The organism is Mycobacterium sp. E1715 (genome assembly GCF_001667625.1).
In the GTDB taxonomy this organism is placed as follows: Bacteria; Actinomycetota; Actinomycetes; order Mycobacteriales; family Mycobacteriaceae; genus Mycobacterium.
On the sequence record NZ_LZJJ01000024.1, the window covers coordinates 1 to 11,563 of the forward strand.

Below are 11,563 nucleotides of genomic sequence, written 5' to 3' on the forward strand. Positions count from 1 at the left end.
GTTCGTCGACCTGGACCTCACGGTGGTGGCCGCGGGCCGCGACGACCCGCTACTCGCGGTGGCCGACCTGCTCGGCGAACGGCTCCGGCGGCGCCAGGTCGGTCTTGGTCAGGCACAGGATGGGCGTCAGGCCGCCGGCGTAGGCGGCGATCAGCGCCCGGTCGACCAGGCCGGTGCGCGGCGGCGGGTCGGCCAGCGCCACCACGATCAGCAACTGGTCGGCGTTGGCCACCACCACCCGTTCGGTCGGATCGGTGTCATCGGCGGTGCGGCGCAGGACCGTTCGCCGCTCCGCGCGCCGGACGATGCGGGCCAGGGTGTCCAGCCGCCCGGACAGATCGCCCACCACGTCGACGTCGTCGCCGACCACGATCGGGGTGCGGCCGAGTTCCCGCGCCCGCATGGCGGTGATCCGGCGTTCGGGGTCGCCGCCCAGCACGCACCCCCAGCGACCACGATCGACGCTGACCACCATCGCGGCCTCGGCGTCGGCGTGCTCGGGACGAGTCTTGGTGCGCGGTCGCGACCCCCTGCCGGAGCGGACCTTGACGTCGGACTCGTCGTAATCGCCGGGCCTCAAATATCGGACCCCAGCATGTGTGCCCACAGCTCCGGAAACTCCGGCAGTGTCTTGGAGGTGGAGCCGATGTCGTCGACCACGAGCCCGGCCACCCGCAGCCCGATGATCGCGCCCGCCATCGCCATCCGGTGGTCGGCGTAGGCCCGCCAGACGCCGGGGTGCAGCGGTGTCGCGGTGATAACCAGGCCGTCGGGCGTCTCGGTGCAGTCGCCGCCGAGGTTGGTGATCTCGGTGCGCAGCGCGGCGAGGCGGTCGGTCTCGTGGCCCCGGAGGTGACCGATGCCGGAGAGGCGCGACACGGACCCCGGGGTCGCCAGCGCGGCCAGCGCCGCCACCGACGGGGTCAGCTCGCCGACGTCGCGCAGGTCGACGTCGAAGCCCTCATAGCCGGCCGATCCGCGCACCTCCAGGTACGAACCATCTTGGTCGACAACGGCATTCAGCTTGCCCAGCACCGCCAGGATGTGCTCGGCCGGTTGCACGCTCGCCTCCGGCCAGCCGGTGATGCGCACCGTTCCGCCGCTGACCACGGCGGCTGCCAGGAAGGGGACGGCGTTGGTCAGGTCCGGTTCGACCTGCCAATGCCGGGCCGCGACCGGGCCGGGTTGCACCCGCCAGGTGTTGCGAACCGAGTCGTCGACCGCAACCCCGGCCTGGCGCAGCATCACCACCGTCATGGCGATGTGCGGCGCCGACGGCAGCGTCGCCCCGGTGTGCCGCACGGTCAGGCCCTCGGTGAACGACGGCGCGCACAACAGCAGCCCCGACACGAACTGCGAGGACGCCGACGCGTCGATGTCCACGGTCCCGCCGGCCACCGACCCGCCGCCGTGCACGCGGAAGGGCAGGCCCGAGCCCTCGATCGGCACGCCCAGGCCGCGCAGCGCGTCGAGCAGCGGCGCGATCGGCCGCGCCCGGGCCTGCTCGTCGCCGTCGAACTCGACCACCGCCTCGGCCAGCGCCGCCAGCGGCGGGACGAACCGCAGCACCGTCCCGGCCAGGCCGCAATCCACCGTTGCCTCGGGCCCCGGGGCGATCCGGCCACCGACCCTGAGCTCGGACCCGGTGCCGTCGACGCGCAAGCCGAGGGTGCGCAGCGCGCCGATCATCAGATCGGTGTCCCGGCTGCGCAGCGCCCCGCTGATGGTCGGGGCGCCGTGCCCCTGGGCGGCGGCCAACGCGGCCAGCACCAGCGCCCGATTGGTCTGCGACTTCGAGCCCGGAACGGTCACGGTGGCGCGCACCGGTTCCGGCGCGCTGGGGGCCGTCCACATACTCACCGGTCCATCATGGCGTGTCACCGAGCAATGCCACTATGGGACTTATGTGTGGACGGTTCGCGGTCACCACCGATCCGGCGCTGCTGGCCCAGAAGATCAAGGCGATCGACGAGGCCACCGGCGCCTCCGAGAGCGCCGGCGCGCCCAACTACAACGTGGCCCCGACGTCGACGATCGCCGCCGTCGTGAGCCGCCACACCGATCCCGATGACGAGCCCACCCGCCGGGTGCGGCTGATGCGCTGGGGCCTGGTCCCGCCCTGGGTCAAGGCCGATGCCGACGGGGCGCCCGAGACCAAGGGCCCGATGCTGATCAACGCCCGCGCCGACAAGGTCACCACGTCGCCCGCGTTCCGGTCGAGCGCGAAGTCGAAGCGCTGCCTGATCCCGATGGACGGCTACTACGAATGGCGCGTCAACCCCGACGCGGCCGGCGGCAAGAAGTCCCGCAAGACGCCCTTCTTCATGTTCCGCCAGGACGGCGAGCCGCTGTTCATGGCGGGGCTGTGGTCGGTCTGGAAGCCGGCCAAGGCGGGCTCGCCGCTGCTGAGCTGCACCATCATCACCACCGACGCGCCCGGCGAGCTGGCCGAGATCCATGACCGGATGCCGCTGGTGGTGCCGGAAGGGGAGTGGGACCGCTGGCTGGACCCCGACGCCCCGATCGACGAAAAGCTCCTCACCCGGCCGCCCGACGTGAGCGGCATTCGAATGCGCGAGGTCTCGACCCTGGTCAACAACGTCCGCAACAACGGGCCCCAGTTACTCGAGCCGGCCGACCCGGAGCCAGAGCAGGCGACCCTGCTTTAGGGTGCTCACCGAGGCGGCGCTTCGCGGTCGTTCGCGCGAGACAACATCCGGGCCACCTTTGTGGTTCGGCGACGGATCCGCGGGGTCCACGTGCGCTTTACCATGCATGGGTGACCGGCTCGTACACCCACACCTTCGAGGAGATCCGTGACCGCCCGGTGGCGGTGATCGGGGCGGGTACGCTCGGGCGCCGCATCGCGCTGATGTTCGCCAGCCGCGGCGGGACGGTGCGGATCTTCGCGCCCCGCGCCGAACAGCGCGCCTCGGCGGTCGACTTCGTCGCGCAGAACCTGCCAAAGTTGTTGCAGGAGCGTGGTTTTGGTGAGATCGGTCAGGCGGTCGCGACGGGCTCGCTGGAAGAGGCGCTCGACGGCGCATGGCTGGTGGTCGAGTCGGTTCCAGAAAAGCTCGAGGTCAAGATCGCCGCCTGGGACCAGATCGACCAGGCGGCGCCGGCGGATACGATCTTCGCCACCAATTCGTCGTCGTACCCGTCGCGCCTGATGGCAACGTACGTGAAGGACAAGTCGCGGCTGTGCAACATGCACTTCTATATGCCTCCGGCCTCCATCGGCGTGGATCTGATGTCCGACGGTCAGACCGATCGGGGACTACTCGACACCCTGCTGACCGTCCTGCCGGAGTTCGGCGTCCATCCCTTCGAGGCGCGCAAGGAATGCACCGGCTTCATCTTCAATCGCATCTGGGCCGCCATCAAACGCGAGTCGCTGGCGGTGGTAGCGGAGGGGGTGGCCCGTCCCGAGGACGTCGACGGCATGTTCAAGGTCAACCTCGGCGTGCCGGCCGGTCCGTTCCAGATGATGGACGCCGTGGGCCTCGACGTCGTGCTCGACATCGAAAACCACTATGCCCAGGAGTTCCCGCACCTTCCCGAACACGTGCGTGAGTTGCTGCAGTCCTACGTCGACGCCGGCAAGCTCGGCATCAAGTCCGGCGAGGGCTTCTACACGTACTAGGACGCGCCCTTGGCCCGGTCGCCGTCAGTTGCTCAAGACCAGGCGCCAACTTCCGGCGATCAAACGGTCCGGCACGCACCAGAAGTTGTTCCAGTTTCCCGGCGTCGTGGCCTTGACCCCCGGCCCGGCGTCCTGACATGCCTCCCGGGTCGGATAGTTGCCCTCGGTTTGGATCGTCTCGGCCTTGCCGACGCCGACGCCGACGGTCAGCAGCCCGGTGAAAGCCAGCAGGCCCGCGGCGACGATGGCCCTCGGGTCGATTGACCGCTTTGCGTCCATGCGCTCCTCCTATGTGATGCACCGCTGATGAGCGAAGGGTGTCAGATGGGCGCGCCGCGCACAACACGTGGGTGATGCCGAATTGTGGCCAAAGGGCCCTTATCTTCGACATCGGAACTGGCAAATCATATGGTCATGACAACTACCGACCGGACCGTTTTTGAAGGTCCATTGCAACAGCTGGCGCGCAGCGCGTGGCAGCTGCTTCTGCTCATCGGCGTGCTGGCGGTGGCACTCGGTGTCATCGTGCTGGCCTGGCCGGGCAAGACACTCTTCGTCGCGGGTGTCCTGTTCGGGATCTACCTGGTGGCTTCCGGCATCGGCTACGTGTTCACGGCCTTTGGCACAGACGTGGGCGCCGCTATGCGGGTGCTCACGTTCCTCACCGGCGTCGTGTCAATCGTGCTGGGGTTCTTCTGTTTTCGCGACAAATTCGAGGCCGTCACGCTGCTGGCGATCTGGATCGGCGTCAGCTGGCTGTTCCGCGGGATGACCATCCTGGCCGCGGCGCTGTCGTTCGACCACATGCCCGGCCGCGGCTGGCAGGTGCTCTCCGGCTTGATCATCGTGGTCGGCGGGGCCGTGCTGATCGTCTCGCCGTTGGATTCGATCGCGATCCTGACCCTCGTCGCGGGTTGCTGGTTGATCGCCATCGGCATCGTCGACATCATCAACGCCATCCAGGTTCGCAACCGCGCCAAGCACGTTGTGGACACACTGGCCCGGCCCGCCGCCTAGGCGGGGCACCCGGGCCATCTAGTCAGGGCGGACCGACTTTCGGCGCCGAGATTGCGGCGGCGGTTGTGATCCACGGGCAAACCACGACCCCCACGGCAATCTCGGCGACGGCGGTGCCCGTCAGGGCAGCCGCCGCTCGGCCTCGAACGCCAGGCACAGCTCGGCGAGATCCCGCGGTCGCGACACAGAGCGGCCCGTCAGCTCTTCGATGCGGCGCAGCCGGTGCCGCACCGTATTGGGATGACAGAAGATCTTCGCCGCGGCGTCGTTCGCGGAACCGTCCGCGTCGAGCCAGGCCTGAAATGTGTTGAGCAGGATCGAGCGCTCATCCGCGGCCAACTCGTTAAGCCGCTGCAACAGCACGGACTTGATCTTGCCCATCACCTCGGGTGCGCTGACGGCCGCCAACGCGAGTGGAGTGTCATCGAACACCGACACGAGCGAGTCCCCTGATTGCTTACTGCCGGCCGCCGCCCGGGCTAACCGCAAGGCGTCGCCGGTGTCGGTCAGGCTCCGAAACGGCGGACTGATGCCGACCCGCGCAGTCGCGGCCTGACCGAGCACCTCGACCAAGATTCTCAAAGGGGCGGAAACCCGCGGGCCTTTGAGCGCAACGATCCCGACCTGGAGGTCCGGGGAGAGCCGCCACGCCGAACGGATGTCGCGGGCGGACAGCTTGTTCTCGATCGCCGGGAGGCCCAAACGCCCAACGGCCGGCAGCTTCGCGGCCACCACGACGTAGGGCCCAGACGCCGGTAACCGCAGTAAATCCGCTGCCTCCCAAAGGCTCTGCTTGTCAGTCATCCGCTGCGACAGCAGCGCCTCGACCAAAGCCGACCGCTCTTCTTCACGCTCGAGGAGCTGTGTGGTGAGCTGCTGGCGGTAGGCCGTGGCCATCGCCTGGGTGAAAGTCTCCTGCGCGAAGAAGATGCGTGCGGTGGCATCCAGGATGGCGTCGGTCGGTATCGCCGCGGCGCGGGCGACGGCCAGGGTCTCCTCCCACATGAACCGGAAACCGATGCGGTAGGCGGTCATGACCGCCGGCAGCGGCACCCCGGCGGTCGCCCGCTCGGTGCCGGTGCGCTCGGCGGGCGAGACGTCGACATCGTCCTCGCCGGTGAGCGAATGAAAGATGAAAGCCACGTTCGCCACGCAACTCTCGGCCACCTGACCCTTCGTGACGACGGTGTCGTCGCGGTAGGCGTCGATGTCCCGGCAAAGCACGTCGGCCATGGCCCTGCCCAGCGCGGGCGCGCGCGCCAGCATGAGCTTGCTGAGCTCCACCACATGCGGGTCAACCGCCACGCCGCCCATAACGCGAACCTTATTCCTGACCGGCGGCGAATGTGACCGGTCACAGTCAACCGGGCGCGGTGTTGTTTCGGCTAACATTGTGATCGGAGGTTGCCGGGATGACGCTGGAAGCACGCCCGAAGAACTCGTCCCGGAGGCACACCATGGCGGCACTGAGCGCCCACCTGATCGCGTCGAAGGACCGTCACCCCGAACGCATCGCGCTGCGTTGCGACGACCTGACATTCACCTTCGCCGAACTCGACGCCGCCGCGGCGCGGGTGGCGACGCTGCTGGAACGGGCGGGGATCCGGCCCGGCGACCGGGTCGGTGTGATGCTGCCCAACACACCGGCCTTCGCGGTCGCGTTCTACGGCATCATGTATCGGGGCGCCGTCGCGGTCCCGATGAACCCGCTGCTGAAAGAGCGGGAGATCGCCTACTACCTCTCGAACAGCGGCGCCACGGCGCTCTTTGCGACGCCGGCTTTCGCCGACGAGGTCATCCCGGCGGCGGCCCGTGGCGGGGCGCGATGCTGGCTCGTCGATGACGCGGACCTGATGAAGCTCGTCGCGGACCTGCCGGAGCAGACCACCGCGATACAGCGCAGCGACGACGATGTCGCGGTCATCTTGCACACCTCCGGGACCACCGGAAAACCCAAGGGCGCCATGCTTACTCATGGGAGCCTCCGGCGCATCGCCGAGGTCGGCGTTCGCACCCTGCTCGGGGCGGGGCCGGACGATGTGGTGATGGGCTGCTTGCCCCTCTTCCATGTTTTCGGACTCACCTGCGGGCTCAACGTTTCCGTTCTTGCGGGCGCGATGCTGACACTCATCCCTCGGTTCGACCCGCTCAAGGCGCTCCAGGTGATCGAGCGTGACACCGTCACGATCTTCGAGGGGGTGCCGACCATGTACTCGGCGTTGCTCGGCGTGGCCGATCAGGCCTCGACGGGCGCGACGCGGAGCTTGCGGACCTGCGCCTCCGGCGGCGCCGCACTGCCCGTCCAGGTCCTCGCCGACTTTGAAAAGACGTTCCAGTGCACCGTTTTGGAGGGGTACGGGCTTTCCGAGAGCACGGCGGTCGCGGCGTTCAATCATCCCGATCGCCCCCGCAAGGCGGGCTCGATCGGCACCCCGATCGAGGGTGTCGAGATGCGGGTCGTCGACTTCGGTGGCGCCGAGGTCCCGCGGGGCCAGACCGGAGAGATTCAGATCCGCGGCCATAACGTGATGAAGGGCTACTGGAACCTGCCGGAGGCGACGCGGGCCACCATCACGCCCGACGGGTGGCTGAACACCGGCGACGTCGGCCGCGTCGACGAGGACGGCTACTTCTACATCGTCGACCGCACAAAGGACTTGATCATCCGCGGCGGGTACAACGTCTATCCCCGCGAGGTCGAGGAAGTGCTCTATGAGCATCCGGCGGTGGCCGAAGCCGCCGTCGTCGGTATTCCGCACGACTCCCTCGGTGAGGAGGTCGGCGCCGCCGTCGCGCTCAAGGAGGGCGCTTCCGCGGCGCCGGAGGAACTGCGCGAATACGTGAAGCAGCGCGTGGCCGCCTACAAGTACCCGCGTTTGGTGTGGCTCGTCGACGCGCTGCCCAAGGGGCCCACCGGCAAGGTCCAGAAGCGCGACATCAACATCCCCGCAGTAGAAAGCATGCGATAACCATGGTCACCCAAACCGCCAGAGCCGAAGAGCTCGCCGCACCCCTCGACCTGCTCTTGACGAGCGCCACCAAGCCGTTCGCCGGCCGGATGATGCCCGACGACACCTGGACCCGATTCGCCGTCGGCCTCGCCAAGCAGCCCGGCGCGGTGGCCGGCCGGATCGGGGCTCTCACCCGCGAGCTCGGCGCCGTCGCGGCCGGCAACTCACACCGGGTGCCGGCGCGCGCCGACAAGCGATTCGCCGACCCGGCCTGGGAGCAGAACCCGGTGCTGCACCGGATCATGCAGGCCTATCTCGCCGGCGCGGAGACCGCCGAGGGGCTGCTCGCCGACGCCGGGCTGGACTGGCGCGACCAGGAGAGGATGCGGTTCGTCGTCGACAATCTGGTCGAGGGTCTGGCCCCCAGTAACAACCCGCTGATCAGCCCGCTCGGCTGGAAGGCGATGATCGACACCGGCGGCCTGAGCGCGGTGCGGGGCCTGAAAGCGTTTGCGCGGGACATGCTTTCGAAGCCCCGGGTGCCCGCGATGGTCGAGCCCGACGCCTACGCGGTGGGCGAGACCTTGGCCCTCACCAAGGGAGCGGTCGTGCTGCGCACGTCCATGTTCGAACTGATCCAATACGCGCCGCAGACCGCGAAGGTCCGTGAGGTCCCGCTGCTGTTGGTGCCGCCGGTGATCAACAAGTACTACATCATGGACATCGCGCCCGGCCGCAGCATGATCGAGTACTTCGTCGCCCAGGGGCAGCAGGTGTTCGTCGTCTCCTGGCGCAATCCGCAGAAGCGCCATCGGGATTGGGGCTTCGACGCGTACGGCGCGGCGATCATCGAGGCGATGGACGCGGTGGAGAAGATCAGCGGGACCGACCGCACCCACCTGCTGGCCACCTGCTCGGGCGGAATCCTGGCCGCGATGACGGCGGCCCACCTGGCCGAGATCGGCCGCGGTGACCGGGTGGCCGGCCTCAACCTGTCCGTCACCGTGCTGGACGAGAACCGGGCGGGCCTGGCTGCCGCGGTGATGAGCGATCGCGCGGCCCAGGCGGCGATCCGGGTCTCGGCCCGAAAGGGCTACCTGGACGGTCGGGACATGGCCGAGATGTTCGCCTGGCTGCGGCCCACCGACCTGGTGTGGCGGTATTGGGTGAACAACTACGTCCAGGGACGCAAGCCGGCGCCGTTCGACGTGCTGTTCTGGAACGCCGACACCACCCGGATGACGGCCGCGCTGCACCGCGACATGGTGCTGATGGCCGTGCGCAACGCCCTGGTCACCCCCGGCGGGGTCGAGATGCTCGGCACCCCGGTGGACCTGTCGAAGGTCACCGCCGACGCCTACGTCGTCGGCGGCGTCGCCGACCACATCTCGCCGTGGCAGGCCACGTACCGCAGCGCACGGCTGCTCGGCAGCAAGGACAACCGGTACGTGCTGTCCACCAGCGGCCACATCGCGGCTCTGGTCAACCCGCCGGGCAACCCGAAGGCTTCGTACCGGACCGGACCGGTCGAGGCGGAGGATCCGCAAGAGTGGCTGGAGTCGTCGCAGCAGTCCAAGGACTCCTGGTGGCCGGATTACGTGGAGTGGCTCGCCGAGCGCAGCGGCCCGGAGGTCGATGCCCCGAAAGCCCTTGGCGGCGAGGGACTCCCGCCGCTCGGACCCGCTCCCGGCGGCTATGTGATGGAGAAGTGAGTGAGGCGCAGCCCACAACAACAGCGGCGCCTGCGGGTGGTCCAGCCGAGCACGGTGGGCCAGGAGCGTTACGTCAGCGCCGGCGGGCAGCGGATCCGGGTCAACATCCGTCGGGGAACCGGAGTGCCGCTCGTGCTCTGCAACGGCATCGGCGCCAGCCTGGAGGTGCTCGACCCGCTGGTCGAGCAGCTGCCGATGACCGTCGTGAGGTTCGATGTGCCGGGTACCGGGGGGTCGCCGACCTCGCCCCTGCCCTACGGGTTTCCCTATCTGGCCTGGGTGTTGGGCCGGGTGTTGTCCAAACTCGGCATCGGGGTCGTCGACATCTTCGGGCTGTCCTGGGGCGGGGCGCTGGCGCAGCAGTTCGCGTTCCAGAATCCACGCCGATGCAGGCGCATGGTATTGGTGGCGACGGGCACCGGCATCCTCATGGTGCCGGCCAGCCCCTTCGTGCTGGCGAAAATGGCCACCCCGCGCCGGTTCTCGGATCCCAACTACGCCGCTTCGATCGCCGGTGACCTCTACGGCGGCACCGTCCGCGCCCACGGCGAAGACGTGGCGAAGCTGTTCGTGCGGCAGTTACACGCCGGTTCGAAGATGGGCTACCTGCATCAACTGCTCGCCGGGTCGGTCTGGACGAGCCTGTTCGCGCTGCCCGCGGTGCGGCAGGAGACGCTGATCGTCTCGGGCACCGACGACCCGATCATCCCGGTGGCCAACGCCCACCTCCTGCACCGGTTGCTGCCCCATGCGGTTCTCCACCTGCATTCGGGCGGTCACATCGACATCGTGCACAACGCGACCGAGCTCGCCCCCGTGATCGAGGGTTTTCTGAGCGAGGCGGGCGAACGGGCCTAGCCGCGGATGTCCGCGGTGACCGCATTCGTCAACCGGATCAGGTCCTGTGGCGAAACGCCGACGTCCCAGCCTCGCCGGCCCGCGCTGCAGTACACCCGCTCGAAGTCCAGCGCGCCCGCGTCCACGACCGTCGGCAGGGTCTTGCGCTGCCCGAACGGCGACACGGCGCCCACCAGGTAGCCGGTGGCCCGCTCGGCGGCGGCGGACTCGGCCATGACCGCTTTGGCCACCCCCAGCGCCGCGGCGCTCGCCTTCAGCGAAAGCCGCTCCGGCACAGGCAGTATCGCGACGGCCAGCGCGCCGGGCACCGCGATGACGAGGGTCTTGAAGACCTGTTCGGGTGCGATGCCGCGCTCGGTCAGCGCGTGGACCGCCTCGGCGCCGAACGAGCGCTCGCGCGGATCGTGGTCGAACGTGACAACCTCATGCGGCACACCGGCTTTCACCAGCGCGGCGAGCGCGGGCGTGGCGGCGCGAGGCATCAGGGCCCGGCCCGGCTAGGGGCCCGAGTACCCCGGCGGGTTCACGCCGTCGACCCAGAAGTCGACACCGAGCTGCCCGCCCGGCACGCAGTTGTAGACCGACAGGTCGGTGACGCCGGACTCCAGCAGCACGTCCTCACACAGCAGGGTGTTGCCGGTGTACTCGCGGGCGGGCTTGTTGAGGATCACGTACGCGGCGTCGGAGTACACCTCCGGCTTGCGGGCGCGGCCCATCGCCTCGTCACCCCCGAGCAGGTTCTGCACCGCGGCGGTGGCCACCAGCGTGCGCGGCCACAGCGTGTTCGACGCGATGCCCGCCTCGCGCATCTCCTCGGCGATGCCCAGCGCGCACAGCGTCATGCCGAACTTGGCCATCATGTACGCGGTCGGCTTCAGCCACTCCTTGCCGAGCAGCACGGGCGGCGACAGCGTCAGGATGTGCGGGTTGTCCGCCTTCTTCAGGTGCGGGATGCAGGCCTGCGACACCGCGTACGTGCCGCGCACCTGGATGCCGTTCATCAGGTCGAACCGCTTCATCGGCACCTCGGTGATGGACCCCAGGTTGATCGCCGACGCGTTGTTGACGCAGATGTCGATGCCGCCGAACTGCTCGACGGCCTTGGCCACCGCGGCCTCCACGGACTCCGGGTCCCGGACGTCCCCCACGATCGGCAGGGCCTGCCCGCCGGCCTCCTCCAGCTCCTTGGCGGCGGTGTACACCGTGCCGGGCAGCTTGGGGTGGGGCTCGGCGGTCTTGGCGATCAGGGCGATGTTGGCGCCGTCTTGGGCGGCGCGCTTGGCGATCGCCAGGCCGATACCGCGGCTGGCGCCGGAGATGAACATGGTCTTGCCGTTCAGGGACATGGCGTCACATTAACGTCCTGCCGCTCCCGCCCG

At 68.9% G+C, this 11,563-nt stretch carries 11 protein-coding genes and 1 pseudogene; 6 read left to right on the forward strand and 6 right to left on the reverse strand.

Going from position 1 to position 11,563, the window contains the following annotated elements; translation table 11 throughout:
- Positions 1-52 precede the first annotated feature (52 nt).
- Both rsgA and aroA read right to left on the reverse strand, forming a co-directional pair.
- Positions 53-580 (reverse strand): annotated as a pseudogene (rsgA, locus tag A9X03_RS01265) (GTPase RsgA); the annotation flags it as partial.
- Complete coding sequence (gene aroA / locus A9X03_RS01270) at positions 577-1,860, reverse strand: 3-phosphoshikimate 1-carboxyvinyltransferase (protein WP_156746439.1); 1,284 nt, start codon at positions 1,858-1,860, stop codon at positions 577-579. The gene aroA and the pseudogene rsgA, both read right to left, overlap by 4 nt.
- Before the next feature lie 44 nt (positions 1,861-1,904).
- On the opposite strand from aroA, the gene A9X03_RS01275 reads away from it, so the two are divergent.
- Together A9X03_RS01275 and A9X03_RS01280 are read left to right on the forward strand one after the other, a co-directional pair.
- Positions 1,905-2,669, forward strand: a complete 765-nt coding sequence (locus A9X03_RS01275) for an SOS response-associated peptidase (RefSeq protein WP_068259313.1) — start codon at positions 1,905-1,907, stop codon at positions 2,667-2,669.
- Positions 2,670-2,779: 110 nt separating this feature from the next.
- On the forward strand, positions 2,780-3,646 hold the full coding sequence (locus A9X03_RS01280; protein ID WP_068015562.1) for a 3-hydroxyacyl-CoA dehydrogenase family protein: 867 nt from the start codon (positions 2,780-2,782) through the stop codon (positions 3,644-3,646).
- Positions 3,647-3,670: 24 nt separating this feature from the next.
- On the opposite strand, the gene A9X03_RS01285 is transcribed toward A9X03_RS01280, so the two are convergent.
- Positions 3,671-3,925 carry a hypothetical protein gene (locus A9X03_RS01285; RefSeq protein WP_067782966.1) on the reverse strand — a complete coding sequence of 85 codons (255 nt, stop codon included), beginning with the start codon at positions 3,923-3,925 and terminating at the stop codon, positions 3,671-3,673.
- 135 nt (positions 3,926-4,060) lie between these two features.
- On the opposite strand from A9X03_RS01285, the gene A9X03_RS01290 reads away from it, so the two are divergent.
- Complete coding sequence (locus tag A9X03_RS01290) at positions 4,061-4,663, forward strand: HdeD family acid-resistance protein (RefSeq protein ID WP_067757344.1); 603 nt, start codon at positions 4,061-4,063, stop codon at positions 4,661-4,663.
- A 120-nt stretch (positions 4,664-4,783) separates the two neighbouring features.
- Here A9X03_RS01290 and A9X03_RS01295 read toward each other — a convergent pair whose 3' ends face one another.
- Positions 4,784-5,977, reverse strand: coding sequence for a CdaR family transcriptional regulator (locus tag A9X03_RS01295; protein WP_068259317.1), 1,194 nt, complete (start codon positions 5,975-5,977; stop codon positions 4,784-4,786).
- Positions 5,978-6,120: 143 nt separating this feature from the next.
- On the opposite strand from A9X03_RS01295, the gene A9X03_RS01300 reads away from it, so the two are divergent.
- From A9X03_RS01300 to A9X03_RS01310, 3 genes are read left to right on the forward strand one after another with little or no spacing between them, the layout of a single operon-like run.
- Positions 6,121-7,632: a long-chain fatty acid--CoA ligase gene (locus tag A9X03_RS01300; protein WP_068259330.1), complete on the forward strand. Its 1,512-nt coding sequence runs from the start codon at positions 6,121-6,123 to the stop codon at positions 7,630-7,632.
- A 2-nt stretch (positions 7,633-7,634) separates the two neighbouring features.
- Entirely contained in the window at positions 7,635-9,326 is a 1,692-nt protein-coding gene (locus A9X03_RS01305; protein WP_068259320.1) for an alpha/beta hydrolase, read from the forward strand.
- 30 nt (positions 9,327-9,356) lie between these two features.
- A complete protein-coding gene (locus A9X03_RS01310; protein WP_068259333.1) occupies positions 9,357-10,184 on the forward strand; it encodes an alpha/beta fold hydrolase in 828 nt (275 codons plus the stop codon).
- On the opposite strand, the gene A9X03_RS01315 is transcribed toward A9X03_RS01310, so the two are convergent.
- Together A9X03_RS01315 and A9X03_RS01320 are read right to left on the reverse strand one after the other, a co-directional pair.
- Positions 10,181-10,666, reverse strand: coding sequence for an aminoacyl-tRNA deacylase (locus tag A9X03_RS01315; protein WP_067782963.1), 486 nt, complete (start codon positions 10,664-10,666; stop codon positions 10,181-10,183). The two genes, A9X03_RS01310 and A9X03_RS01315, sit on opposite strands and share 4 nt — an antisense overlap.
- A 15-nt stretch (positions 10,667-10,681) precedes the next feature.
- Entirely contained in the window at positions 10,682-11,530 is an 849-nt protein-coding gene (locus A9X03_RS01320) for an NAD(P)-dependent oxidoreductase (protein ID WP_067757260.1), read from the reverse strand.
- Positions 11,531-11,563: the final 33 nt, after the last annotated feature.